Source organism: Haloarcula hispanica ATCC 33960 (assembly GCF_000223905.1).
Classification (GTDB): domain Archaea; phylum Halobacteriota; class Halobacteria; order Halobacteriales; family Haloarculaceae; genus Haloarcula; species Haloarcula hispanica.
Genome location: NC_015948.1, coordinates 656,427 through 679,434 on the forward strand (window position 1 = coordinate 656,427; position 23,008 = coordinate 679,434).

Genomic DNA, 23,008 nt, shown 5'->3' on the forward strand with positions numbered 1-23,008 from the left:
GCGGCGGCGCTACTTTTCGTCTTCTTTCAGTTCGTCGAGTTCTGACTCGACCTCGCTCTCGTCGACGTCGACCTGCGTACTCTCGTCCGTGAGTTCCTTCTCCAGTTCGGCCTCGGAGACGTCCGCGTCGCTTGACCCGCTGTCGCCGTCCTCGGCTTTGCCCATCTCGGCTTTCAGCGTGTCGAGTTCGGCGTCGACTGAGCCTTTCTGTCGGACTTCCTCAAGCTCCCGCTCCAGCGAACTCTCATCCGATATCTGACTTTCGAGGACGCCATCCTCGCGGAGTTCGTCCATCGCCTGCGAGCGGGCCTCCATGTCCTCGGTGCGTTCCTCCGCGCGCTCAATAGCCTGATTGATGTCCTGCATCTCGTCGCCAGCGCCGGTCATTGCCTCGTTGACGCGCGCCGACGCCTTGGCGGCCTCGTGGCGGGCCTTCATCGTCTCCTTCTTGGTCCGGAACTGCTCGATCTGTTTCTGGAGTTCGTCTTTCTGCTCGACTAGCTGGTCCTGCTGGCTCTGCAGGTCCTGTATCTGGCCCTCCAGATCCTCGATCTGGCTCATCTTCTGCTTTTTCTTCTCCAGCGCCTGGCGGGCAAGGTCCTCTCGGTCCTGCTCGACGGCCTGGCGCGCCTGCTCATTGTGCTTCTCGACGTTCTCTTCGAGGCGGCGCTTCTGTATCTCCAGTCGTTTCTTCTGGGTCGTCAGGTCCGCGATGCCCTGCTTGACGTCCTGCAGTTCGTCACGCAACTGCTCGTAGCTGTAGTCGAGGGTCTCTGTCGGGTCCTCCGCTCGGTTCAGGACGGCGTTGAGTTTCGAGCGGATGACGTACGACGCGCGCGAGAGGATTCCCATATATGCGCATTGGTCTCTCCAACCTTAAATTTCTTACAGAGGGCTGGCGAGTGAACACGTATGACTACCGTCGGGATTCCGGGCGGGCGAGACGTCACCGCGACGCTCGACCGACCCGGGTCGGACGCTATCGTCGTTGCGTGCCCGCCCCATCCACAGTACGGCGGTAAGCGGTCGGACACGCGCCTGAACGCGGTTAGCGACGCACTGGCCCCTGATGTCGGCTGTCTCCGCTTCGACTACGGCGCGTGGGACGAGGGCCGCGGCGAGCGGGTCGACGCCGAGAACGCGCTGGCGTGGGCGAGCGAGCGGGCCGACGCCGTCGGCCTGTTTGGCTACAGTTTCGGCGCAGCTGTGGCGCTCTGTGCGGCCGCCGAACTCGATAGCGAGTCCGAGCCGTCGGTCCTCTCCGTCCTCGCTCCGCCGGCCGGACTGACCGCCCATCTCGATGCTGTCGCCGCGCTCGACGCTATCGACTGCCCGGTACAGGTCGTGGTCGGCGAGCGCGACGACACTGTGGACTGGGAGCCGGTCGTCGACCGGGCCACCGAACTGGGACAGGCCGTCGAGCGACTGCCGGCCGACCACCACTTCGTCGGCCAGAGCGGCCGTGTCGGTGAGACTGTTGGGCCGTTTCTCCGTGACCACCTGTAGCCGGTGTTGAATCCGACTGCCGGGACCCGAGACTACCGGACAGTATCGAAAGACAGAGGCGCTGTCGGCCCAATCTCCGATCATGAACCGCCCGCTTGCGTTCGCTGCCGTTTCGTTTATCGCAACACTGGTGGCGCTGCTAGTCCTGATGCAGACGGCGCTCGTCGCGGGCGGACCAGCCCGGGCGCTCGTCCTCGCCTCGCTGGGGGGCCTCGGGACCTACGTCGCTATCAAATCCGGCGTGCTCAAGTCCTGACGACCAGCCGAAGGTACATTTATACTATATACTGATAAATAATGAACTATGTCAACACGAACCAGGGCGGCGGTGTCGCACTCGACACGGCACGGCGTCGTCTCGCTTCTGGGTGGATTCGTCGCCGGCTACCTGTTGTTCATCGCCATCGGCTCTAGTCCCGGTGATGCGCTGTTCTCGGCGCTGACGCTGGCTGTTCTCGTGGCGGCATGGCGCGTCCTCACACAGCCGTCACTGTAGCCCCGTTGACACTGCGACGGGGTGGCGAACAGTGCGCGCTCCGAAACCGTTTAGACTACGCGGGGTTCACCGTCGGTATGCCGACCGAACCCGAAACGGACTACGACCCGGAACTGGGTCGGAAGTTCATCTTCGTCACCGGTGGCGTGATGTCTGGCCTGGGGAAAGGCATCACCGCCGCCAGCACAGGTAGATTACTCAAAAACGCCGGGTTCGACGTTACAGCGGTCAAAATCGACCCGTATCTGAACGTCGACGCCGGTACGATGAACCCCTTCCAGCACGGGGAGGTGTACGTGCTCAAAGACGGCGGGGAGGTCGACCTCGACCTGGGGAACTACGAGCGCTTCCTCGACATCGACATGACCTTCGACCACAACGTCACCACGGGGAAGACCTACCAGCACGTCATCGAGAAGGAGCGGTCCGGCGACTACCTCGGTCGCACGGTCCAGATTATCCCGCATATCACCGACGACATCAAGCGCCGCATCCGCGAGGCCGCCGAAGGAAACGACGTCTGTATCATCGAGGTTGGCGGCACCGTCGGCGACATCGAGGGGATGCCGTATCTCGAAGCGCTCCGTCAGTTCGCCCACGAGGAAGACGAGGACGATATTCTCTTTACCCACGTCACGCTCGTTCCCTACTCGAAAAACGGCGAGCAGAAGACCAAGCCGACCCAGCACTCCGTGAAGGAACTGCGCTCTATCGGGCTCCAGCCCGACATTCTCGTCGGCCGCTGTTCGGACAAACTCGATATCGACACGAAAGAGAAGATCGCGCTGTTCTGTGACGTGCCGACGGAAGCCGTCTTCTCGAATCCCGACGTCGACGACATCTACCACGTCCCGCTGATGGTCGAGGAGGAAGGCCTCGACCAGTACGTGATGGAGGAACTCGACATCGCGACCGAAGCCCTGCCCGAGGACGAGCGGGAGAACCGCTGGCGCGACCTTGTCACCCAGAACACCGAGGGCGAAGTCGATATTGCCCTCGTTGGCAAGTACGACCTCGAAGACGCCTACATGTCCGTCCACGAGGCGCTGAAACACGCCGGCCTGGAGAAGAACGTCGACGTGAACGTCCAATGGGTCAACTCCGAGAAGATGAACGACCACCACGCTGACCGGATGCGCGAGGCCGACGCCATCGTCGTGCCGGGTGGCTTCGGTGCCCGTGGTACGGAGGGTAAAATCGAGGCGATTCGGTACGCCCGCGAGAACGATATCCCATTCCTCGGGCTGTGTCTCGGATTCCAGATGGCCGTCGTCGAGTACGCCCGCAACGTACTGGACCTCGACGACGCCCATTCCGCCGAACTGGACGAAGACACCCCACACCCCGTCATCGACATCCTGCCCGAGCAGTACGAGATCGAGGACATGGGTGGGACGATGCGGCTGGGTGCTCACGAAACCGAAATCGACGCGAACACGCTTGCCGCGACGCTGTACGGCGGCGAGTCCTGTACGGAGCGGCACCGCCACCGCTACGAGGTCAATCCCGAGTACATCGACGACCTCGAAGCCGCCGGGCTGAAGTTCTCTGGCTACGCCGAAAACCGTATGGAGATACTCGAACTCGCGCCCGAGGACCACCCGTACTTCATCGGGACGCAGTTCCATCCGGAGTTCCGCTCCCGACCGACACGCGCCAGCCCGCCCTTCGTCGGCCTGCTCGAAGCGGTGCTCGGCGACGACCCACACACTGTGACGACTGAGGAGGTGAGCCACTGATGGTGAACGTCGACGAGTTCATCGCCGACGCGAAAGCCGAGATCGCCGACGAGATCGGCGACAAGAACGCCGTCATCGCACTGTCGGGCGGCGTCGACTCCTCGACGGCCGCCGCGCTGGCCTACGAGGCCATCGGCGACCAGCTCACCCCGGTCTACGTCGACACCGGGCTGATGCGGAAAGGCGAGACCGACCAGATACGCGAGACGTTCAGCTACATGGACTCGCTGCGGATCGTCGACGCCCAGGACCGCTTCCTCGATGCGCTCGGCGACGAGACCGACCCCGAGGAGAAGCGTCACATCATCGGCGAGCAGTTCATCCGGGAGTTCGAGACCGTCGCCAAGGACGTCGACGCCGACTACCTCGTTCAGGGGACCATCTACCCCGACCGCATCGAGAGTGAGGGGACGATAAAGAGCCACCACAACGTCGGCGGCCTGCCCGAAGTGGTGGACTTCGAGGGCATCGTCGAGCCGATGCGGGACCTCTACAAGGACGAGGTCCGCGAGGTCGCCCGGGCGCTCGACCTCGAGGAGATAATCTCAGAGCGGATGCCGTTCCCCGGCCCCGGCCTCGCCGTCCGCATCATCGGCGAAGTCACCGAGGAGAAACTGGAAGTGGCCCGCGAGGCCAACCACGTCGTCGAGGAGGAACTGGAGGAGTACGAGCCGTGGCAGGCGCTGGCCGCCGTCATCGGCAAGGCCACGGGCGTCAAGGGCGACAACCGCGTCCACGGCTGGGTCGTCGCCGTCCGCTCCGTCGAGAGCCGGGACGGGATGACCGCCCGCGCACAGGAACTCGACTGGGACACGCTCCAGCGCATCCAGTCGCGCATCACCGGGGCGCACGAGAACGTCGCCCGCGTCGTCTACGACGTGACCCACAAACCGCCAGCGACTATCGAGTACGAATGAAGGTGGTTCTCGTCGGCTCGGACCCGAACGCGCTCACCGACGCGCTCGAAGCCGAAGGCCACACGGTCACAGTCGCCGACGTCGGTAACCGACCCGGGCTCGAAGAAGCCGGCATCCACGAGGCCGAGGTCTACCTGCTGACCGAGATGTCGCAGGCGACCTCCATCGCCGTCGCCAAGGACCTTGCCCCCGACCTCCGGGTCGTCGTCTACGCGGCGGGCTCCCTGCCGGACTTCGCCAGCCGACAGACCGACCTCGTCGTCGACCCGGACCTGCTTGACGCCGAGGCGGTCGCCGAGGAACTGTAGGCTCGCCCGGTCTTTTCGTGTCTATGGTGTCCGCCCAGCAGTACCAACAGCCGGTCCGGCCGCACCCTCTTGCTGTTGAAGGGTATAATTTAACATATTCTTCGACGGATTTAATAGATAGATTAAGAGAGTAACTACTGGATACACCTATGCTAGCGATTCAGGCCGTCACGGAACGACCGCTGTTGCTGCAAGCGAACGTCGCTAATAGAATTGCCAAATATCTGTCAACACTCATCGCCGACGGCGTATCGGCCGTCGGGACGATACTGATTGCGGCAGTCATCCTCGCCATCGGCTACGGGGTCGGCGAGTACCTCGACAGCGCGGTGTACGACTGGACGCTCGAACGCGGGCTCGACGACCGCGCCGAGGAAACGCCGGTGTCTGCCGTCACAGCGGAGTCGGACCCGGTCGCGTCCGCAGCAGGTCTGCTCGCCCGATATCTCGTCTATCTGGTCGCTGTTCTTGCGGCGGTCAGAACGCTGAACATCAGCGAGCTCCGGACGCTCGCCGCGACGCTGTTCGGGTACGTTCCGAACATCGTCGCCGCCGCAGTGTTCCTGGTCGTCGGGTTCGGTCTCGGCCGACTGCTGGGCACGCTCGTCCCCGGCCTCGTCTCCAGTCCCGGTATCACGGAGAACTTCCCGGAAACGCACCTCGGACAGCTGCTCGACGCTGACAGCGGCACCGTTGGCAGAGTGGCTGGTCTAGTCGTCGAGTACTACGTCTACGCGGCGGCCGTCTACGTCGCTGCGGCGACGCTCACTATCGCTCCCGTCGCGGCCCTGCTCCGTGATGGATTGACCTACGCGCCGACCCTGGTCGGTGCCCTCGTCGTCCTCGTTCTGGGGGCACTAGTTGCTGATCACGTCGCCGACGTGATCACGTCGGTCGATGCCGCCGAAGAGTGGGTCTCGAAGCCGCTCCTCTCGGGAACGCTGCAGGCGCTCGTCTACCTGTTTACCGCCGTTATCGCGCTCAACCTCGCGGGCGTCGACTCGCTGCTGCTCGCCGTGTTGTTGCTCGCGGTCGTGTTCCCCGTCGGTATCGGGTTCGCGCTAGCGGTCGGGCTGGGCGGTCAGGACTTCGTTGCTGGCCGGCTCAGTAGCGACTAGGCCAGCCGTTTCACAGCGTCGCTGCCAGCTTACTGAGTTTCGCGGAACCCCCTTCCTCGAAGGGGACGCCGTGGCCCGGCACAGCGAGTTCAAACCGCGGTGCGCGCTCGGCGAAGTCTCTGATACTCCGAGCAACGGCGTCGGTATCGTAGCTCACCAGCCACGGCGAGGGCTCGGAGCGGCCGCTGTCCTCCCGGACGAGGTCACCCAGCAGTCCAAGCGAATGGTCTTCGCTGACGTAGCAGACGTGCCCCGGCGTGTGGCCAGGGGTATCGTAGACAGTGAAACTGCCGACGGTGTCGCCGTCGGCGAGGGGGACCACGTCGTTGTCCGGCGCGTCGAGGAACGGCGAGACGAGTCGCTGGAACGCCCCCTTGTGGTTGCCCAGCGGCGGAGCCTGCTCGCCGGTGACCAGCGGGGCGTCCCGCTCCCCGACGTAGATAGTCACGTCGATGCCGTCGAAGGCCGACAGCCCGCCGACGTGGTCGAAGTCGAAATGCGTCAGCAGAATTCGGTCCAGGTCTCGGAGTTCGTAGCCGGCGTCGCTCAGGCCGGCGATGAGCGCGTTGCCGTGCCAGGGAAGCCCGGTGTCCACGAGCGTTAGCGCTCCGTCGTCGTCGACGAGCGTTGCGTTGACGCCCGTGAGGTCGTACCACCAGATATCATCGGCGAGCGCCGTTACCATAGCGCGGGGTTGGAACGGCGGCGTCAAAACGCTTGACGAATCGGTGTGGCCGCAGAACCAGTCAACTGTGGCGCTCAGAACGGCAACTGCGACCGAACGAACTGCACGCCGGTCTTGACCTTCGACGGGTCCCGGATCCGCTCCATCTCCGCGTCGGTGAGTTCGAAATCGAAGACAGCCATGTTCGCTTCGAGGTGGTCGCGGCTGGACGCTTTCGGAATCGCGGCCACGCCGTCCTGCTGGACCAGCCACCGAAGCGCGACCTGCGCCGGGGATTTCCCGTACCTGTTACCCACTTGGACGAGCGCGGGGTCGTCGAGGACGCCGCCGCGGGCGAGCGGGCTGTAGGCAGTCAGGAGCACGTCGTGGATGCGACAGTAGTCGAGTAGCTTCCGCTGGTCCCAGTAGGGGTGGTACTGCACCTGGTCGGTGAAGATAGGGGCCGCGGAGATGTCCCGCGCCTTGTCCAGCAGCGACGGCGAGAAGTTGCTGACGCCGATGTGCCGGACCAGCCCCTCCTCGACGAGGTCGTTCATCGCCCCGAGCGTCTCCGACAGGGATGTCATCCACGGGGTGTTCGGCCAGTGGATGAGCAGGAGGTCGATGTAGTCCGTTCCCAGTTTGTTCAGGCTCTCCCGCGTCGACCGGCGGACGCTCCGCTCGTCGCGATTGGAGCCGTCGAGCTTCGTCGTCAAGAACACGTCCTCGCGGTCGACCGCGGCGGCGTCCATCCCCAGTCCGACCTGCCGCTCGTTGCCGTACGCCTGTGCAGTGTCGATGTGGCGATAGCCCATATCCAGCGCCGTTTCGACGGTTTCACGGCAGGACTGGCCGGTGAGCTGCCACGTCCCGAGGCCGAGTGCGGGGACCGACGTACCCTGGACCTGAATGTCGTCCATGCAGGGTGTTGGAGGGGGTCGGTGAAAAGTCAGTGGCTCCGGCGCACCGCGGTCTCGAACCGGCCTGCCCTACTGTACCGTCGCTACTGCTCCAGGATAATCCCGCCCGAACCGACCGCGATGTCGGTGCCGCCGCGGACGATGGCTTTCAGGTTCTCGCCAGCGGGCGTCTGTTCCTGGGTCCAGCCGCCATCGCCGAGGGCGTACACCTTACCGCCGCCGCCGACCGTGTAGCCGGTGCTGTCGTCGCCGGTGACCTCGATGTCACGCAGGCCGGCGTCGCCCGTGTCGGTCGGCGTCCACTCGGACCCGTTCCAGTGGAAAATCATCCCGCCACCGCCGGAGACCCACACGTCATCTGGGCCGTCGGAGTCGACGCCGTAGAAGTTGACGTTGGCGTCGGCGAGGCCGATCTTGTTCCACGTCGAGCCGTCGTCGGTGGCGAAGACGCTCTTGTTGCCGTCGACGATGTGGCCCGAGCGCACGCCGTGGAAGTCGACGGCGTTGATGGCCGACCCGGAGCCGGGCGTGGTGTAGTCCCACGTCTCGCTCGCGCCGTTCTCGAAGCTGTAGTACATCTTGCCGGAGTCGCCGGCGACGTAGACGTTCGCCTCGCCGGCGCTCCCGGTCACGGACACGTCGTTGAAATTGTTGGTCACGTCCATCGGGGCGCTGTGGTCGGTGAGAACGCCCGATTCCACGTCGTACTCGCCGATAGCGCCCGAGGCACCGACGAGCCAGAGGGCCTTGCCGTCGTCGGTTACATTGGCCCCGTAGAGGCTGTTCCCGTTGCCGGTCGGGCCACCGCCGATGACCTTCTGCCAGCCCCTGCTAGTCCGTTCGAGGACGATACCGCCACCCGCCACCGCGTACGCGCCGGTGGCCGTGTATTCGACGTCGTGGAGGGTGTTCCCGGTCGGGGACTCGACGGACTCCCAGGGACCGGCCGCCGCAACCGTCCCGGAGATGGCTGCCCCACCCAGTGCAGCTGCAGCTGTCGCGCCGATACCCGTGAGCACGCCGCGTCGTGTCGCGTTGTGATCGGACATGACACACGAGCCTGTGGGCTGTCTCTACTTCAATGGGTGACGGAGTTAACGACTTTTCACGCCGCTTTAAACGTTTAAACGGCCGATATTCGGGAGAAAAGCCGTCGGAAGTGGGAAAATTAGCGACCTGGGACGAACCGGCAAATATCACGTTAAGCCGGCTAAACGGTCACAAGACTGATACCGCGAGTTCGTCGTGTCGGCTCAGGACAGGTCAGCGACGAGAGACGGAGCTTCGGCCGCGATGATCTCGTCGATAGCGATACGAACCGCCGCCGGGTCCGCGGGCAGGCAGAACACCGGCGTCTCTCCAGCGATCCCGGCAGTCGCACGGACGGCGATGACACCGGTTCCCTGCTGTTCGAAGAGGAGGCTCCGGTACACTTCCTCGAACCCCGGCAGGGCCTTTTCGAACAGTGGGTGGACTGCTTCGAGCGTCTGCGCCGACGGGGCGACGCCGAGGCCCCCCGCGGTGACGACGACCTCCACGTCGTCGCGCCCGACTAGTCTGTCGACGGCACCCTGAATGCCGTCGTAGTCCCCTCGCAGGCGCTCGCGGGCGGTGACCGTCTGTCCGGTCGCTTCGAGTGCTGTCTCTACCGCCTCGCCCGTCGGGTCGCCCGTTTCCGTCGCTGTCCCGACCGTGACGACGGCGGCGGCAACCGACTGTTCTTGCGACGCGTCGTCCCGTGGGACTGTCTGCGCTGGTGGTTCATCCGCTGTCGGCGGCGTCTCAGCCTGCGATGTGTTTTCCGGTGGATCGCCTGCCTGTGTCTCAGAAAGGGGGTCTTCGTGGGGGCCCTCGTCGGGTCGCTCCGCCCCGCCGGCCCCTTCAGCGTCCTGTGTTTCGGCCGCTGGATGGCTGCTTTGCTCTACCGCCTCGTCGATTCGTTCTGCGACGGCGCTGTCGGCTTCAGGCTCCGACGTGGAGCCGTCACCGTCCCCCGTCACGTCGTCCGCCGCAGAAGTCTCCGTTCCGTCACCCCCACTTGCTTCTCTGTCGTTGTTTTCCGCTGCTGTATCCGTTGCTTCGGTTGGCTCTGAACTGGCGGCCTCGGAGTCGGTATCGACTGCCGCGGATTCCTCGTCGTCTCCCGTTTCGCCCTCGTCCTCGTCTGTCTCGTCGTCTTCCCCGTCGGTCGGACCCCGGCGTGTGTCACGGGACTGGAAATCCACCATACTACTCCATCGGTCGCGGTCGATAAATACCCTGACGACCGTTTGCGGGACTGCAATGTATATAATATCTGAAAACGGTAGGCTTAAAATATAGCGATATGAAACAAAATGTATGGCTGGGAGCTACCACGTCGTCTGCCATGAGTGTGCGTTCGAGGGACTGTACGAAGACTCGTCGGTCGCGGAGGGCCAGCGGGACGCACACGCTTCATCCAGCGGGCATCGGATGAGCCTGCGTGACATCTCGAGCCAGGAAGCACCTGGTCTGTCGCAGTAGCGGGACCGTTAGCGTTTTGCGCTCGCTTGCCTGATGCCGAGACATGCAGCCACGTTGTTTCGTCGGTACTCCCGGGGGAGGTCCCATCGTGACGCACCGTTCGAGCGGGCGCGACGGGGTGCGTGCCGATGGCTGACGACGAGTCCGGCTACGTCCACCGTCCCGACACGGAGCCACAGTCCGCAAACGCCCCATCTGCGGACAGTGAGACGGGTACGGAAGCCGCCGACGGTCCCGAGTTCGGGACGAGCGGCTGGATTCTGGTCGGGATGATCGGCGTGGCGTTCCTGTTCGTCCCCGGCGCAATTTTGCTTTTGCCGTCCGCACAGGGCGTCATCAGCAGTTTCGGGCTCACGCTCCGGGACGCATATCTCACACTCCCGCTCGTTCCGGCGTTCGTACTTGGTGCCCTCGCCGTGTGGTCCGCGGTTCGCTCGCAGTCGAAGTGACCGAGAATAGTTATATCAGGGACGCCATTACTACGCTACTGAATGGTCCTGTCGCCGCTTACTGTCGTTTTATTGTCGGGTGTCGTCGGTATGGGCGTCGCCTTTCTGGTGTGGCTCCATCGGGACCGGCCGGGCGCAGGACCGCTGGCAGTGTTCGTCGTTGCGGCGAGCCTCTGGGCCGTGACGTACGGTATCGAGCTCGCTGTGCCGGGATTGGCCACCATGGAGCGACTCGTCCAGGTGCAGCTGACGCTCTCGGTAATCATCCCTGTCGCGTGGCTCGTGACGGTTATCGAGTACACGGGGCATCCACACTGGCTCACCCAACGCCGAACAGCGCTGTTGCTCGTCGAACCGGCGGTGTTTGTCACGCTCGTGTGGTCGAATCACGCCCACGAACTCATCTGGTCCGGTCATGGGACACAATCCGTCTCCGCATCGTCGGTGGCGCTCGCTCCCGCGTACGAAGTCATGTACTGGGGGCACATGTCCTACATACTGCTGTTGATTCTCGCCGGCGGTGTCCTCCTGTTGCGGATGCTGTTCCGGTCGAACCAGGTGTTTCAGGGCCAGGGGATCGCACTGTTGCTCGCCATCGCCGTCCCGACGGTCGTCCAGTCGCTGTTCGTGCTCGGTGCGCTACCGACTCCGTTCAACCCAACAAGTCTCGGGTACGTCGCCTCGGGGGCGGTCCTCTCAGTCGCCATCCTCCGCGGGCAACTGCTCGACGTGGCACCGGTGACCCGGGAACTGGGCCGGGAAGCGATCTTCACCGAAATGGACGACCTGGTCATCATCGTCGACGACGAGCGCCGCATTGTCGATGTCAACGCGGCTGCTACGGCGCTGTTCGACGGCGACCAGGACGCGCTGTTGGGCCGTTCGCTACCACAGGTGTTACCAGCACTCGCCGAGGCGGTTCCCGGTCCCGGCGAGCGAACGCAGACCGAGACGACCCTCGAACACGAGGGCAGCGTCCGGTACTACGACGTACGCGTGATACCGCTGTACCGCGCGTACGGCGTCGTCTCGGGCCACCTCATCAGCCTCCGAGATATCACGGAGCGGCGACAACGGGAACAGCGACTGGACGTACTCAACCGCTTGCTCCGGCACGATATCCGAAACGAGATGAACGTCGTCAAGGGGAACGCGGACCTGCTCCGGGACACGGCCGACGCCGACGAACGCGAGCGACTCGACCGTATTATCAGCACAGTCGACGACATCGTCGACCGCAGTAACAAGATCGGCCGAGTTACCGAGGCCCTGGAGACCGAACAGCACAGCCCGACAGCGCTCCAGAGGCTGCTGGAATCGGTCGTGAGCGATGCTCGGGACCGCCGCCCCGACGTGGCGATCACGCTCACCTGCGAGGATGATCTCTGGATACAGGGCGGTCCGTCGATCCTCATCGCACTAGAGGAACTGGTCGAGAACGCCGTCGAACATCAGGCGACCGATGGGGGTCCTGTCGAAGTCGAGATTACGGCGACGCGGACCGACGGAACGCCGGGCGTCCGCGTGGCCGTTCACGACAACGGTCCCGGTATCACCGACCACGAGCGCGAGGTCATCCGCTCGGGAACCGAAACGCCGCTCAAACATGGCTCCGGCGTCGGGCTCTGGCTCGTCAACTGGATCGTCCGAAACCTCGGCGGCCGGATGTCGTTCCCCGATACGGCCGAGCCGGGAACGACTGTGGAACTGCAACTGCCGGCGGCTGAGCCCGCCCACGCGACAGACGAGCCAGCGACGGCCGGAAGCGAGAACGCTGACTGATCGCGGCTGCCTACCACTCGATTTCGGCCCTATCGCGCCAGAACCGCCCGCTCGGTGCATCGGGTCGGAAGCGAGCGAGCCAGACTGGCGTCTCAGCCCCCTTTTCGGGCGTCCGTGGAGCGCTCCCCTCGGTCATGTCCGTCTGGACGTAGCCCGGGCACACCGAGTTGGCGATGAGGCCGTCGGCCGCGTACTCGCCGTCGAGGTACTTCGTCAGTCCGTTGACGCCCGTCTTCGAGATGCGGTAGGCCGGCGTGCCGCCCGACTGGCTCTCGGTGATGGCTCCCAGCCCGGAGGCCATGGTGACGACACGGCCGCCCTCCTCGGCCAGCAACAGCGGGAGGGCGTACTTCGTCATGAGGACCGCCCCCCGGAGGTTCGTGTCGAGGGTGTGGTCGATAACATCTGTCGGCATCTCGTCGAGCGGCTCCCGTGAGTCCATCACGCCGGCGTTGTTGACCAGCACGTCGAGCCGTCCCTGCTCACGCTCGATGCGGTCGACCGCGGCGACCATCCCGTCGTCGTCGGTCACGTCGAGTTCGATGGCATGGCGGTCCGTAGCCGCGATGTCGCCGGTATCGCGAGCGCCGGCATACACCGTTGCGTCGAGGTCGACCAGCCCGTCGGCGATTGCCTTCCCGATGCCCCGCGTGGCTCCGGTGACGAGTACGATCTGACCGTCGAGAGAGTCGTACAGCGGAACGTCCATACCCGGGGTTGGGTGGCCGGGCCGAAAAGGAAACGGGTCGGGGCGGCGTCACTGCGATGCCTGCCGCCCGCGCTGATGCTGACCGTCGGCGTTACCGTTCCTCGTCCCGGCGCATCGCGATCTCGAACCAGGGACAGAGGCGGAGCTGGCGGTAGTACTCGGGATGTTCACGCAGTCGCTCGTAGGGGACCCACATGAGGCCGTCGACCTCTTCGGGGTTCGGTTCCAGCGAGGTGTCGTGGAGCGTGGCCTGCAGCACCGCACACACTTCCCATTCGAGGCCGGCGTTCTCGTAGTAGCGCTTGTACTCGAACCGGTCGGTCACGCGGAGGTTCTGGTACTGCGAGGGGTCGATACCCAGTTCCTCCTCGAGTCGTTCCTCGGTGGCTTCGACCTGTGTCTGGCCCTCAACTGGGTGGGAGGCGACGGTGCCGTCCCAGTGGGTGTCCCAGAGGCGTTTGTTCGCCGCGCGCTGGGCGAGCAGAATCCGATCGTTCTCGTCGAACAGCAGGGCAGTGAACGCGCGGTGGCGAACCCCCTCGCCGGTGTGGGCGTCGAGCCGATTGACCAGCCCCTCCTCGTTGTCGTCGGCGTCCACCGCGATGACCTCCTGTCGGGCGTTTTCGTGCGTCTCGTCGACCGCGTCGGAACTCATATGTCGTACCTCTCACAGAGGCGCGTATTACGCGCTTCGACTTCCCCTCACCGCGCGGGGAGGTCCGAGACGAACTGTTTCAGGATCTGCTCCTCCGCGCGGTGGAGGGTTTCACTGCAGGTCGACTTCGCGATACCGACGCGGTCCGCCAGTTCCGTTAGCGAGCACTCCCGCGGCGTGTCGTAATAGCCCGCGTCGATGGCCTCCTGTACCAGTTCCAGTTGGCTCTCGGTGAGCACCTGCTCGGTTTCGAGGTGTTGCTGGATGCGGTCGACGCTGAAGGAGATGCCGAACTCCTCCAGTTGCTCGCCGAGTTCGGAGAGCCGCTCCTGTGGCGCTGATATCTCCCAGACGGCCTCGCCGTTGGACAGGGTGAACGGCATCTCAAGCGGGACGCCCGAGCCCTGGACTGGGAAGAGCAGGAGCGGCATCGACGTCTCGAACTGAATCAGCGCGCTGTCGTCCCGGTGTGAAAGTATCTCAAGGGTCGTGACCGATTCCCGGTTCTCGATATCACGGAGAACCGCTGGGAGGTCGTCCGATGTGATCTCCGCGAGCCCGACACCGGAGTCCTCGCCGGGGAGCGCAGACAGGATGCGAAACGTCGCGTCGTCGTACGCTCGCGAGATGTCGCCGATCCAGATCTCATCCGGAATCGTGAGCGTGAGTTCAGCGTGTGGCATTGGTGTATCCGAATATATTCGCCCGACCCCCGCGTCCGTAATCCCGAACATGTTCGCATAGTCGTGATGGGGATAAGAAACTTGGGGAGTGGTGTCACACACTATCACCACGAGATCAGGTCGCGCAAAACCATTGAGCCGAACATCTCCGGGTATGGCGAACGCTTATTCCGCCGGCCGCTGGCCGTCCGGTATGGAACGCGTCTCGCTGACTCGGACGGTCCCAGCCGACCCAGAGACAGTCACCGACCTGATAACTGACGTGGAGCCGTTTATGCTTGCGGCAGGGTTCGACGAGGTGACACTCGACGGGGACGACCTCGGCATCACGAACCGCGTCGGACTCTTCGAAATCGAACTGGACCTCGAAATCGTCGAAACTGACGCAGTGCTGCGGTACGAGCAACGGCAGGGCATCTTCGAGTCAATGATGACGGAGTACACGGTCGAGGCCGTCGACGGCGGGACTGAAGTCACGGCGACGACGGAGTACAGCGCGCTCGACCTCCCGGTGCTCGGCGAGATGATCGATTCGACCGTTATCTCACGACAGCGCAAGAAGGAACTGAACAAGCAGTTCGACTGGCTGGTCGAACGGGTGTCGTAGCAATACGTGTGATAAAGTCGCTCAGACGAATTCCTCTCTGCAATCCGTTGTATATAATAACCCGAACATCTTCGGGATAGGACCGAGGGACGCCCGCCGTCAACCGGTACATATGAGCCATTCCCACGAGGACGTGCCTCCGGTTACAACCGAGGTTCACGACAACTCCTGGTCGGCGAACCTGGAGACGCCTGCACACGCCGAAGACCCCGACGTGGTCGTCGAACAGGCCATCGACGCCGTCGAGATGACGACGGCGGGGAACCACGTCAATCTGGTGAGCCACGCCGACCACGGCCACCCGGAAACCTACCTGTTCGATGCGCTGGCGGAGGCGTTCGGCGAGACCATTTCAGTGGAGTACGTCCAGCAGTGTGGCTGTGGGGGCCACGTCACCCGCGTCCACCGGGAGGCATAGATGCGGGGGAAACTCGACCTCGACGAGCAGCCGCTCGTGCTGATCTGGGAGGTGACGCAGGCCTGTGAACTTGCGTGTAAACACTGCCGGGCCGACGCCCAGCCGCGCCGCCACCCCGACGAGCTATCGACGGCGGAGGGGAAGGCACTGCTGGACCAGGCCCGCGACTTCGGCGACGGCCAGCTGGTCGTCCTCTCGGGCGGGGACCCGCTCGCCCGCGAGGACCTCCCGGAACTCATCGACTACGGGACCGAGCAGGGCCTCCGGATGACGCTGACTCCAAGCGGGACGAACTCGATCACGCGGGACCGACTGGCCGAACTCGACGACGCCGGACTCCGGCGGCTGGCCCTGTCCATCGACGGCGGCGACAGCGAATCTCACGACACCTTCCGGGGCGAATCCGGGAGCTTCGAGGCGACGATGGCAGCGGCCGAGGCGGCCCGCAACCTCGATATCCCGTTGCAGATCAACACCACCGTCTGCGCCGAGACGGTCGAGCAACTGCCGGCGATCCGGGACCTCGTCGCAGACCTCGATGCGGTGCTGTGGTCGGTGTTCTTCCTCGTCCCGGTCGGCCGCGGGCGGGTGCTGACGCCGATTGCCCCCGAGCGGGCGGAGCGCGTGCTGTCGTGGCTCCACGAGGTCAGCGAGGAGGCATCGTTCGGCCTCAAGACGACCGAAGCACCCCATTACCGGCGCGTCGCGATTCAGAACCAGGAGGACGGTGCCGGCGGGCTCAACCGCCGGATGGGTATACGCGCCGGCAAGGGCTTTGCCTTCGTGAGCCACACCGGCGAGGTGTTCCCCTCCGGGTTCCTTCCGAAATCGGCGGGCAGCGTTCGAGAGGAAAGCGTCGTGGACATTTACCGGGACTCACCGCTGTTCCAGCAGCTCAGGGACGACGACGCGCTGACAGGCAAGTGCGGGGCCTGCCGGTACCGAACAGTCTGTGGCGGCAGTCGGTCGCGAGCGTACGCGACGACGGGGGACCCGCTGGCGGCGGACCCCCTCTGTGATTATCAGCCGGATGGGTTCGAGGGGTCGGTTCCCGATCAGCACCCAGCAGATTGAGGGGGTTTTTCACTCCGTGGGAACGCGCCTCGCCCGTTTTGTAATGTGGTGTCACAGTAACTCATATGAGCGACTCCGGCATTAGAGTGGAGCTGTCGGTCGACACCCCTGGGGCCTGTCCGGTGGCGAGCGTCTCGGACGAGGCGGGCGCGGCCGTGACCGACGTCGCCCGAAGCAGCCCAGATGAAGACGGGCAAGTCATCGAAGAGTTCACCGCGACGGGCACTGACGAAGGGGCAATCGAGGCCCGGGAGGACATGGACAAGGTGTTCGCGACGGGCAACGGCTCCCGCTACCAGTTCTCACGGTCGCGAACTGAGTGCGTCTGCGAGGCGGTCGAAACATACGACTGTCCGGTCGCTGATATCCGCGCCGAGGGCGGACAGCTCCACCTGACCTTCCACGCTCCCGATGTCGACCGGGTGCGCGCTATCGTGACACGGCTGAAAGAACTGTACGACGGCGTCTCGCTCCGGTCGATGCGGCGGAACGGCGACGTTGACCCGGTGGACTCGATCCTCGTCGACCGAAGTAAACTCACCGACCGGCAACAGGAGGTACTCGAAACCGCCGTCGAGATGGGGTACTTCGAGTATCCGAAAGGGGCCAACGCCGGTGACGTGGCGTCGGAACTGGATATCTCCGTCTCGACGTTCGCTGAACACCTCGCAGCCGCCCAGACGAAACTGCTCGACAGTATCATCGCGGAGTAGGCCCACAGCGCGTCGCTACTACTGCCATCGACGGGCGAACGCCGCTAACAGGAGATACGTATAGAGAAGTGCACCGAGAGCTCCAGCCGCTGTGCCGACCGATATTATCCAGCCGAACCGACCGATAAGACCGAGTAGCTGAACGCCGAGCCCACCACCGAGCAGTCCAATCGTCACCAGCGCTGTCCGGTCGTTCGCGTAGGGCCAGACGCCGACCGCCGGTGGGTAGAACTGGAACGCCGCCCCGACCACGGTGAGTCCGAGAAAGCCCGCCAGCATCGCCCGATAGTGTGCGCTGACCAGCGCCGGGCTCCGACCGGTTGCGGCGATAGTCAGTCCGAGTCCGATACCGACGACTCCGGCCACGACCGCCACCAGCACCACGTAGAACCCGACGCGACGGCGCTCCGACCGCAGGAAGAGCCCGATATACGACAGCGCAAAGCCCACGACTGCGATTGCTTCCATGATGCCACCGATGAGGAGGAGTCGACGGTCGAACAGTCCGAAGCCCAGCAGCGCGGGACCGACAGCGCCGGCAACGATGACAACCGTAACGACCGGTCGCGGCGCTTCAGCGACCAGAAACCGGGGAAACAGGCGGAAGCCGACACCGAAGACGAACAGCGCGGCCGTCCCCGCAGCGAGCAAGTGCGACAGTTGCTGGGGGAGCATCGACTCGAAGCCGGCAGTGGTAGCGAGCGCGCCACCGGCTGCGAGTGCGAGGTAGCCGAGCGCTATCGGGACCGCGACGTTGGCGGTTCGGTCGACCGGCTCCCGATGGGCGTTTGGACCGCCGGTCCCAGTCGCTGCACCGGTGACGTTGTCGCGAATCGTCCACCCCAGCGTGCCGAGGAACACCGCGACGCCGCCTGCCCAGAGCGTGGTTCCGACGGGCTGGAGCCACGGTGGACCGAGCGGCGCGAGCGCTAGCCCTGCTGTACCGAGGACGGACAGCGGGAACTGCACGGCCGGCCCCCGATCCCACGCGAGGTCCCGGTTGAAGTACGACGGTACGAGCGCGTAGGCCTTTCCGAACAGGACGTGCAGGACGAACCCGTGCAGGCCGAGCGTGACGACGACGCGGCGGGGCGCGGCGACCGCCATCGCGGCGTGGAGGCCGACGAAAAACAGCGCGCTGGCGGTGACGAACCACCGCGAGACGCGCTCGGGACGCATCTCACTCCGGCCGGATCGTGACGTGCCACTCCTCGTCGGCGACCTGTTCCGTGTCGTACTGGTATCCCTTTCTCGTGAGAACGTCGTACAGCGGCACCGGTTCGAAACTGTTCACCAGCCGGAGCGCCTCGCTCTCGCCGACGGAATCGAGGGCGTTCATGATCTGTTCGAACGGTTCTCCGTCGACGTCCCGAACGTCGAGTTCCTGTACCGACTCCTGGTGATCTGTGCTCATACGTTCGACGACGGTCCCTGCCAGTCAGGCGCTTGTCCCGAACGTGTTCGTCTTCGTGGCGGTACAGTACTCGTGGTCCGAGCCCGAACGAATCGCCAACACCACTGCGGGACTCCCGGTATCGCGCTACCGCAGCGTGGTGTAGCTCAGTCCGGCAATCGCGACGAACTGCAGCGAGCGCAGGACCAGCACGGCCTGCTGGACGTGTGGATCGCCGGCGTAGAAGCTCTGCATCGAGAAGAAGAAGTAGACCGCGATGGCGTTCTCGGCGAGCATCGCGACGGCGAAAGCGATGAGACCGGCGACGAGTCCCGTCCGGAACGTCGCGTAGTTGCGGAGCCAGACGCCAAGCAGCGGGAGCAGCAATAGGACGTTGAGTCCCGCGAGCGCTGCCGCGGCAGTGATGAGCGGTCCCATCGCCATCAGCGACACCTCTCTATATCTGTCCCCGTCATTCGTCCATCTTCTCCACGATTTCCTCGAAGGTGTCGCGGTAGTTGTCGAACCGGTCGGTCAGGAAGTAGAGTTTGGCGTACTCCTCGTCGCCGGACTCGACTACGTCGTGGTCCTCAAGCTGTTCCATGTGATGCCTGATCGTCTTGTAGCCCACGTCGAGTTCGTCGGCGAGTTCGTTGGCGTTCATCGGTCGGTCCGAGAGGGCGTCGATGATACGCGCCCGGTTGGCGCCGCCGCGCGTCGCCGTCAGCAGATACCAGAGCGCTTTCTCCATCCCACTGTCCTCCCGGGACCTGCGTCTGCCCGTCGTATAGTCCTGTCTCTCCCCGTCGAACAGCGCGCTGGACTCGGATGCATATGCCACGATGGGATACCGGAGTCAAGACCGGCGGCGGGTAAAGCGTTTCTTCGCACTCTCTACCGAGACTGTTCCAATTTCGGGGCGACTGTCCGCGTCGGCTGCTGACTGCTGGCCACTCAGCGAACCGCCGCCGTCGCGTCGGCCATGATGTCGATGGCCTCCTTCAGCGTCTCCATGTCCGTCGCGTAGGAGATTCGGGCGTAGCCCGCGCCGTGCTCGCCGAAGGCGTCGCCGGGAACGACTACGACGCCGCGGTCGATGACCTCGTCCACCCAGCCGTCGGGGACCTTCGGCATCGCGTAGAACGCGCCCTTGGGCGTCGGACAGTCGAGTCCCATCTCGTCGAGGCCGTCCAGCAGCACGTCCCGGCGCTCCTGGAAGGCGTCGCGCATCTCCGAAACCTGGTCCTGCGGCCCGCTCAGTGCTGCCTCGGCGGCGTACTGGGCCGGAGCCGACGCACAGGCCTGCGCGTACTGGTGGACGCGCAGCATCCGCTCGATGCGGTCGGTCGCGCCGGTGACCCAGCCGAGCCGCCAGCCCGTCATCGAGTAGGCCTTCGAGCAGGCGTTGACGACGACGACGTTGCCCGTGTCGCTGAACTCCGCCGGCGAGCGGTGCTCGCCCTCGAACACCTGGTGTTCGTACACTTCGTCGGAAATACACAGCACGTCGTGCTCGTCGGCAATGCGGGCGAACGCCCGCATGTCTTCGGGTGACTGCACCGCTCCAGTCGGGTTCGCCGGGGAATTGACGACGAACGCTGCCGTGTCGTCGGTGATGGCCTCCTCGACGGTTTCGGGGGCCATCGTGAGGTCCTCACGCAGCGGGACCGGTCGCGGCGTCCCCCCGGCCAGATGGGTCAGCGCGTCGTAGGAGACGAACCCCGGGTCCGGGAAGATGACCTCCTGCCCCTCGTCGACGTGGGCCTCCAGCGCAATGTGCAGCGCCTCGCTCCCGCCCGAGGTGGCGATGATGTCCCCGGGGTCGACGTCGAGGTCGTTGTCCCGCTTGTGCTTGGCGGCGATGGCCTCCCGGAGTTCCTCGGTTCCCTTGTTCGACGTGTAGGCGTCGACTTCCCCCGCCTGAATTGCCTCGACGGCCGCCTGTCGGGCGTGCTCCGGCGTCGGGAAGTCCGGCTGGCCGAGGCCGAGGTTGATGGCGTCCTCGCCCGCCGCCTCGAACACTTCGCGGATGCCAGAGATCGATACCTGCTCTACCCGTCGGGAGAATCCAGTCATATTCTGTTTGGGGGCGGCCGGCCCGATAATTCTTCCTTGTGCTGCGGTAGCATTAGCGGCGTCCGTCTGTTCTGTCGCTATTGCCGACCGGTATAAACTATTGTAACGTTCATAACCATACCTTTATATATCAGAAAACAAAACAAACACGTATTTATAAAGTAGCATATATAATTTTGTTTATTAGACACCGGGCTGCATGAGGAATTATATATTAATTTTATAACCCACCCATATTTAGTGGGAGTCGGATGTCCCGACATACCCTACCGAAACCGTCCAGAAGATCAGTTATCAAGGCACTCGGCTCCGCTGTAACCGTCGCAGCTTTTGGTGGAGAAGCCACTGCATCACAAGAATCTGATACAGAAGAGTATCTGATCGGTGTGTCAAATGATAGGAACGCTTCAGACGTTCATGACAAAATAAAAGAACGGTCTGACCTCGAACAGCTCGATATTATCGACGTGAACGAGTCACTTTCGTATCTTCGCTCAGCAGTCCCGCAGAAATTCAAGGGCGAAATCCTTCCGACAGTCGAAGGAATTGACGGGGTCAAATATACGGAATTCAACCACGTTCGCGAGCCGATCGCCACGGTTCCGAACGATCCGAGGTTCGGCAGCCAGTACGCGCCACAACTGGTCAATGCCCCGAAAGCATGGGACATTACGTTCGGAAGCGAAGACGTCACCATCGCCGTCATAGACACCGGTACAGATTACACCCATCCCGACCTCGACGGGCAGTTCGGGAGCCAGAAAGGACGGGACTTCGTCGACAACGACGACGATCCCGCCCCGCAATCCGCTCAGCACGGGACACACGTCTCCGGTATCGCTGCCGGCGAAACGAACGACGAAACCGGTATCGCAGGTGTCAGTAACTCTCGGCTCCTGAGTTGCCGTGCACTCGGACCGAACGGGGGCCGAACCGCCGATATCGCTAACGCCGTCCAGTGGGCGACTGAGCAGGGGGCGGACATTATCAATATGTCTCTCGGTGGCGGCGGCTACAACCAGACAATGAAAAACGCGGTCTCAAACGCGTGGGATCAGGGTGTTCTCCTCATCTGTGCAGCCGGGAATCATAAGGACAGTGATCCACCAAGCCAGCAGGACGTGTCGTACCCAGCGGCCTACGAAGAATGCGTCGCCGTTGGTGCCGTCGATAGCAACAAGAGTCCGACCGAGTTCTCGAACTACGGCGCGAAGGTCGACATTGCGGCACCGGGCAATGACATACTCTCATCCGTTCCGGGGGGAGACTACGCGCAGTTCCCCGGGACGTCGATGGCGAGTCCTGCTGTCGCCGGCGTCGCTGCGCTCGGTCTCGACAAACATGATTGGTCCGTCAGCCAGACCCGACAGAACCTTCTCGACACCGCCCAGCCACTGGACGCAGACGGCCAGTTCGTCGGTTTCGGCCTCGCGGATGCATACAACTTCGTAACCGCCGGTGGCGGAACCGAAAACGAACCGCCGATCGTGACGCTCAACGACGATTCACGAACTGTCACTGTGAATAAAGAGATCATATTCGATGCCAGCGGCTCCCGTGATCCCGACGGCTCGATAACGAACTACCGCTGGGAGTTCGGCGACGGCTCTGAACCCATCGAGGGTGCGGACGCGACGGAGGTCAGCCACACGTACACCAGTACCGGCGACTACACCGTCACCGTCACTGTGACTGACAACGACGGTGCCGAGGCGACCACGTCAGTCAGCGTCTCCGTCACCGATGAATCGAAGGACCGTCTCACCGAAGAGTTGTCCGGGTCACTCGATGGGATGCTCGATTATGACAAGCAGACGTACTCCCTCAAGACGGAGTCGCCCATGCAGCTGATCCTCAGCCTCGATGGCCCATCTGACGCCGACTTCGACCTCTATGTCTCCTTCGACGGTCGCACGCCCACTCCGAACGACTACGACCGCGCGTCCTATACGCAGGACAGTAGCGAACAGATAATCATCGACGACTTCTCACAGGTCAGCGAGATCGGCATACTCGTGTATGTCTACAGCGGAAGCGGAGACTACACACTCACACTGGAGGAAATCGGAAAAACGGGCTCGTAATCTAATTGCTGTTCTCTCGTTTCGACTGGTCCCGTACGTAGCGCTCCTCTCGCTCTTCCACTTTCAGTTCAGCGGGATTTCACGCTGGCTTTGACATCGCAATTGCGCCGCCACCGCCGACGCTCACTCGCCTCGCCGCTGGCGGGGCCTACCGGACCACGGACATCGCAATTGCGCCACCGCCACCGACGC

The 23,008-nt window shown here is 63.8% G+C and carries 28 protein-coding genes; 15 read left to right on the top strand and 13 right to left on the bottom strand.

Features of this window, described 5'->3' with window-relative positions:
* Nucleotides 1-9: 9 nt before the first annotated feature.
* Nucleotides 10-852, bottom strand: a complete 843-nt coding sequence (locus HAH_RS03360) for a PspA/IM30 family protein (RefSeq protein ID WP_014039644.1) — start codon at nucleotides 850-852, stop codon at nucleotides 10-12.
* Nucleotides 853-912: 60 nt separating this feature from the next.
* Here HAH_RS03360 and HAH_RS03365 point away from each other — a divergent pair, with 60 nt between their 5' ends.
* The 7 genes from HAH_RS03365 to HAH_RS03390 all read left to right on the top strand — a co-directional run bounded on the left by HAH_RS03365 (nucleotide 913) and on the right by HAH_RS03390 (nucleotide 6,084).
* Nucleotides 913-1,506 (top strand): alpha/beta hydrolase, encoded by a 594-nt coding sequence (locus HAH_RS03365; RefSeq protein ID WP_014039645.1) that lies wholly within the window; start codon nucleotides 913-915, stop codon nucleotides 1,504-1,506.
* An 82-nt stretch (nucleotides 1,507-1,588) separates the two neighbouring features.
* Entirely contained in the window at nucleotides 1,589-1,762 is a 174-nt protein-coding gene (locus HAH_RS19840; RefSeq protein WP_014039646.1) for a hypothetical protein, read from the top strand.
* A 48-nt stretch (nucleotides 1,763-1,810) separates the two neighbouring features.
* Nucleotides 1,811-2,002 (top strand): hypothetical protein, encoded by a 192-nt coding sequence (locus HAH_RS03370; protein ID WP_008310615.1) that lies wholly within the window; start codon nucleotides 1,811-1,813, stop codon nucleotides 2,000-2,002.
* A 77-nt stretch (nucleotides 2,003-2,079) separates the two neighbouring features.
* Nucleotides 2,080-3,741: a CTP synthase gene (locus tag HAH_RS03375; RefSeq protein ID WP_044951697.1), complete on the top strand. Its 1,662-nt coding sequence runs from the start codon at nucleotides 2,080-2,082 to the stop codon at nucleotides 3,739-3,741.
* Nucleotides 3,741-4,658, top strand: a complete 918-nt coding sequence (guaA, locus tag HAH_RS03380) for a glutamine-hydrolyzing GMP synthase (protein ID WP_008310611.1) — start codon at nucleotides 3,741-3,743, stop codon at nucleotides 4,656-4,658. Before HAH_RS03375 ends, guaA begins: the two co-directional genes overlap by 1 nt.
* A complete protein-coding gene (locus HAH_RS03385) occupies nucleotides 4,655-4,966 on the top strand; it encodes a DUF7126 family protein (protein WP_023843141.1) in 312 nt (103 codons plus the stop codon). Before guaA ends, HAH_RS03385 begins: the two co-directional genes overlap by 4 nt.
* 149 nt (nucleotides 4,967-5,115) lie before the next feature.
* Entirely contained in the window at nucleotides 5,116-6,084 is a 969-nt protein-coding gene (locus HAH_RS03390) for a mechanosensitive ion channel family protein (protein WP_014039650.1), read from the top strand.
* A 10-nt stretch (nucleotides 6,085-6,094) separates the two neighbouring features.
* Here the strand turns inward: HAH_RS03390 and HAH_RS03395 are convergent, their stop codons facing one another.
* From HAH_RS03395 to HAH_RS03410, 4 genes are all read right to left on the bottom strand, one after another.
* Nucleotides 6,095-6,769 (bottom strand): MBL fold metallo-hydrolase, encoded by a 675-nt coding sequence (locus HAH_RS03395; protein ID WP_014039651.1) that lies wholly within the window; start codon nucleotides 6,767-6,769, stop codon nucleotides 6,095-6,097.
* Nucleotides 6,770-6,843: 74 nt separating this feature from the next.
* Entirely contained in the window at nucleotides 6,844-7,668 is an 825-nt protein-coding gene (locus HAH_RS03400; protein ID WP_014039652.1) for an aldo/keto reductase, read from the bottom strand.
* A gap of 83 nt (nucleotides 7,669-7,751) precedes the next feature.
* Nucleotides 7,752-8,717: a WD40/YVTN/BNR-like repeat-containing protein gene (locus HAH_RS03405; protein ID WP_014039653.1), complete on the bottom strand. Its 966-nt coding sequence runs from the start codon at nucleotides 8,715-8,717 to the stop codon at nucleotides 7,752-7,754.
* A gap of 204 nt (nucleotides 8,718-8,921) precedes the next feature.
* Nucleotides 8,922-9,896, bottom strand: coding sequence for a molybdopterin-binding protein (locus HAH_RS03410; protein ID WP_014039654.1), 975 nt, complete (start codon nucleotides 9,894-9,896; stop codon nucleotides 8,922-8,924).
* A 112-nt stretch (nucleotides 9,897-10,008) separates the two neighbouring features.
* Between HAH_RS03410 and HAH_RS19845 the strand changes: the two genes are divergently transcribed.
* The 3 genes from HAH_RS19845 to HAH_RS03420 all read left to right on the top strand — a co-directional run bounded on the left by HAH_RS19845 (nucleotide 10,009) and on the right by HAH_RS03420 (nucleotide 12,404).
* Nucleotides 10,009-10,173, top strand: coding sequence for a hypothetical protein (locus HAH_RS19845; protein ID WP_023843142.1), 165 nt, complete (start codon nucleotides 10,009-10,011; stop codon nucleotides 10,171-10,173).
* Between the two features lie 128 nt (nucleotides 10,174-10,301).
* A complete protein-coding gene (locus tag HAH_RS03415) occupies nucleotides 10,302-10,622 on the top strand; it encodes a hypothetical protein (RefSeq protein ID WP_014039655.1) in 321 nt (106 codons plus the stop codon).
* A 42-nt stretch (nucleotides 10,623-10,664) separates the two neighbouring features.
* On the top strand, nucleotides 10,665-12,404 hold the full coding sequence (locus tag HAH_RS03420; protein ID WP_014039656.1) for a histidine kinase N-terminal 7TM domain-containing protein: 1,740 nt from the start codon (nucleotides 10,665-10,667) through the stop codon (nucleotides 12,402-12,404).
* A 10-nt stretch (nucleotides 12,405-12,414) separates the two neighbouring features.
* Here HAH_RS03420 and HAH_RS03425 read toward each other — a convergent pair whose 3' ends face one another.
* The 3 genes from HAH_RS03425 to HAH_RS03435 all read right to left on the bottom strand — a co-directional run bounded on the left by HAH_RS03425 (nucleotide 12,415) and on the right by HAH_RS03435 (nucleotide 14,451).
* Complete coding sequence (locus HAH_RS03425; RefSeq protein ID WP_014039657.1) at nucleotides 12,415-13,113, bottom strand: SDR family NAD(P)-dependent oxidoreductase; 699 nt, start codon at nucleotides 13,111-13,113, stop codon at nucleotides 12,415-12,417.
* 91 nt (nucleotides 13,114-13,204) lie between these two features.
* A complete protein-coding gene (locus tag HAH_RS03430) occupies nucleotides 13,205-13,768 on the bottom strand; it encodes an NUDIX hydrolase (RefSeq protein WP_008310591.1) in 564 nt (187 codons plus the stop codon).
* Between the two features lie 47 nt (nucleotides 13,769-13,815).
* Complete coding sequence (locus HAH_RS03435) at nucleotides 13,816-14,451, bottom strand: helix-turn-helix domain-containing protein (RefSeq protein WP_008310589.1); 636 nt, start codon at nucleotides 14,449-14,451, stop codon at nucleotides 13,816-13,818.
* A gap of 193 nt (nucleotides 14,452-14,644) precedes the next feature.
* Here HAH_RS03435 and HAH_RS03440 point away from each other — a divergent pair, with 193 nt between their 5' ends.
* The 4 genes from HAH_RS03440 (at nucleotide 14,645) to HAH_RS03455 (ending at nucleotide 17,263) form a co-directional block, all read left to right on the top strand.
* On the top strand, nucleotides 14,645-15,058 hold the full coding sequence (locus HAH_RS03440; RefSeq protein ID WP_174878656.1) for an SRPBCC family protein: 414 nt from the start codon (nucleotides 14,645-14,647) through the stop codon (nucleotides 15,056-15,058).
* Between the two features lie 112 nt (nucleotides 15,059-15,170).
* Nucleotides 15,171-15,476 (top strand): CGCGG family putative rSAM-modified RiPP protein, encoded by a 306-nt coding sequence (locus HAH_RS03445; protein ID WP_008310586.1) that lies wholly within the window; start codon nucleotides 15,171-15,173, stop codon nucleotides 15,474-15,476.
* On the top strand, nucleotides 15,477-16,550 hold the full coding sequence (locus HAH_RS03450; protein WP_014039660.1) for a radical SAM protein: 1,074 nt from the start codon (nucleotides 15,477-15,479) through the stop codon (nucleotides 16,548-16,550).
* 65 nt (nucleotides 16,551-16,615) lie between these two features.
* A complete protein-coding gene (locus HAH_RS03455; protein WP_023843143.1) occupies nucleotides 16,616-17,263 on the top strand; it encodes a helix-turn-helix domain-containing protein in 648 nt (215 codons plus the stop codon).
* Between the two features lie 18 nt (nucleotides 17,264-17,281).
* Here HAH_RS03455 and HAH_RS03460 read toward each other — a convergent pair whose 3' ends face one another.
* The 5 genes from HAH_RS03460 to HAH_RS03480 form a co-directional block, all read right to left on the bottom strand.
* Nucleotides 17,282-18,442 (bottom strand): hypothetical protein, encoded by a 1,161-nt coding sequence (locus HAH_RS03460; protein ID WP_014039662.1) that lies wholly within the window; start codon nucleotides 18,440-18,442, stop codon nucleotides 17,282-17,284.
* A gap of 1 nt (nucleotide 18,443) precedes the next feature.
* Nucleotides 18,444-18,677 carry a DUF2249 domain-containing protein gene (locus tag HAH_RS03465; protein ID WP_008310578.1) on the bottom strand — a complete coding sequence of 78 codons (234 nt, stop codon included), beginning with the start codon at nucleotides 18,675-18,677 and terminating at the stop codon, nucleotides 18,444-18,446.
* A 126-nt stretch (nucleotides 18,678-18,803) separates the two neighbouring features.
* On the bottom strand, nucleotides 18,804-19,100 hold the full coding sequence (locus tag HAH_RS03470) for a hypothetical protein (protein ID WP_044951700.1): 297 nt from the start codon (nucleotides 19,098-19,100) through the stop codon (nucleotides 18,804-18,806).
* 28 nt (nucleotides 19,101-19,128) lie between these two features.
* Nucleotides 19,129-19,407, bottom strand: coding sequence for an ArsR/SmtB family transcription factor (locus HAH_RS03475; protein WP_004593670.1), 279 nt, complete (start codon nucleotides 19,405-19,407; stop codon nucleotides 19,129-19,131).
* 203 nt (nucleotides 19,408-19,610) lie between these two features.
* Nucleotides 19,611-20,732 (bottom strand): pyridoxal phosphate-dependent aminotransferase, encoded by a 1,122-nt coding sequence (locus HAH_RS03480; RefSeq protein WP_014039664.1) that lies wholly within the window; start codon nucleotides 20,730-20,732, stop codon nucleotides 19,611-19,613.
* Nucleotides 20,733-21,199: 467 nt separating this feature from the next.
* Between HAH_RS03480 and HAH_RS03485 the strand changes: the two genes are divergently transcribed.
* Nucleotides 21,200-22,816, top strand: coding sequence for a S8 family serine peptidase (locus tag HAH_RS03485; protein WP_233425848.1), 1,617 nt, complete (start codon nucleotides 21,200-21,202; stop codon nucleotides 22,814-22,816).
* Nucleotides 22,817-23,008: the final 192 nt, after the last annotated feature.

Excerpts from the sequence above, each read along its gene's own strand:
- HAH_RS03360 (WP_014039644.1), bottom strand. The coding sequence starts at position 852 with ATGGGAATCCTCTCGCGCGCGTCGTACGTCATCCGCTCGAAACTCAAC.
- HAH_RS03365 (WP_014039645.1), top strand. The coding sequence starts at position 913 with ATGACTACCGTCGGGATTCCGGGCGGGCGAGACGTCACCGCGACGCTC.
- HAH_RS19840 (WP_014039646.1), top strand. The coding sequence starts at position 1,589 with ATGAACCGCCCGCTTGCGTTCGCTGCCGTTTCGTTTATCGCAACACTG.
- HAH_RS03370 (WP_008310615.1), top strand. The coding sequence starts at position 1,811 with ATGTCAACACGAACCAGGGCGGCGGTGTCGCACTCGACACGGCACGGC.
- HAH_RS03375 (WP_044951697.1), top strand. The coding sequence starts at position 2,080 with ATGCCGACCGAACCCGAAACGGACTACGACCCGGAACTGGGTCGGAAG.
- guaA (WP_008310611.1), top strand. The coding sequence starts at position 3,741 with ATGGTGAACGTCGACGAGTTCATCGCCGACGCGAAAGCCGAGATCGCC.
- HAH_RS03385 (WP_023843141.1), top strand. The coding sequence starts at position 4,655 with ATGAAGGTGGTTCTCGTCGGCTCGGACCCGAACGCGCTCACCGACGCG.
- HAH_RS03390 (WP_014039650.1), top strand. The coding sequence starts at position 5,116 with ATGCTAGCGATTCAGGCCGTCACGGAACGACCGCTGTTGCTGCAAGCG.
- HAH_RS03395 (WP_014039651.1), bottom strand. The coding sequence starts at position 6,769 with ATGGTAACGGCGCTCGCCGATGATATCTGGTGGTACGACCTCACGGGC.
- HAH_RS03400 (WP_014039652.1), bottom strand. The coding sequence starts at position 7,668 with ATGGACGACATTCAGGTCCAGGGTACGTCGGTCCCCGCACTCGGCCTC.
- HAH_RS03405 (WP_014039653.1), bottom strand. The coding sequence starts at position 8,717 with ATGTCCGATCACAACGCGACACGACGCGGCGTGCTCACGGGTATCGGC.
- HAH_RS03410 (WP_014039654.1), bottom strand. The coding sequence starts at position 9,896 with ATGGTGGATTTCCAGTCCCGTGACACACGCCGGGGTCCGACCGACGGG.
- HAH_RS19845 (WP_023843142.1), top strand. The coding sequence starts at position 10,009 with ATGGCTGGGAGCTACCACGTCGTCTGCCATGAGTGTGCGTTCGAGGGA.
- HAH_RS03415 (WP_014039655.1), top strand. The coding sequence starts at position 10,302 with ATGGCTGACGACGAGTCCGGCTACGTCCACCGTCCCGACACGGAGCCA.
- HAH_RS03420 (WP_014039656.1), top strand. The coding sequence starts at position 10,665 with ATGGTCCTGTCGCCGCTTACTGTCGTTTTATTGTCGGGTGTCGTCGGT.
- HAH_RS03425 (WP_014039657.1), bottom strand. The coding sequence starts at position 13,113 with ATGGACGTTCCGCTGTACGACTCTCTCGACGGTCAGATCGTACTCGTC.
- HAH_RS03430 (WP_008310591.1), bottom strand. The coding sequence starts at position 13,768 with ATGAGTTCCGACGCGGTCGACGAGACGCACGAAAACGCCCGACAGGAG.
- HAH_RS03435 (WP_008310589.1), bottom strand. The coding sequence starts at position 14,451 with ATGCCACACGCTGAACTCACGCTCACGATTCCGGATGAGATCTGGATC.
- HAH_RS03440 (WP_174878656.1), top strand. The coding sequence starts at position 14,645 with ATGGAACGCGTCTCGCTGACTCGGACGGTCCCAGCCGACCCAGAGACA.
- HAH_RS03445 (WP_008310586.1), top strand. The coding sequence starts at position 15,171 with ATGAGCCATTCCCACGAGGACGTGCCTCCGGTTACAACCGAGGTTCAC.
- HAH_RS03450 (WP_014039660.1), top strand. The coding sequence starts at position 15,477 with ATGCGGGGGAAACTCGACCTCGACGAGCAGCCGCTCGTGCTGATCTGG.
- HAH_RS03455 (WP_023843143.1), top strand. The coding sequence starts at position 16,616 with ATGAGCGACTCCGGCATTAGAGTGGAGCTGTCGGTCGACACCCCTGGG.
- HAH_RS03460 (WP_014039662.1), bottom strand. The coding sequence starts at position 18,442 with ATGCGTCCCGAGCGCGTCTCGCGGTGGTTCGTCACCGCCAGCGCGCTG.
- HAH_RS03465 (WP_008310578.1), bottom strand. The coding sequence starts at position 18,677 with ATGAGCACAGATCACCAGGAGTCGGTACAGGAACTCGACGTTCGGGAC.
- HAH_RS03470 (WP_044951700.1), bottom strand. The coding sequence starts at position 19,100 with ATGGCGATGGGACCGCTCATCACTGCCGCGGCAGCGCTCGCGGGACTC.
- HAH_RS03475 (WP_004593670.1), bottom strand. The coding sequence starts at position 19,407 with ATGGAGAAAGCGCTCTGGTATCTGCTGACGGCGACGCGCGGCGGCGCC.
- HAH_RS03480 (WP_014039664.1), bottom strand. The coding sequence starts at position 20,732 with ATGACTGGATTCTCCCGACGGGTAGAGCAGGTATCGATCTCTGGCATC.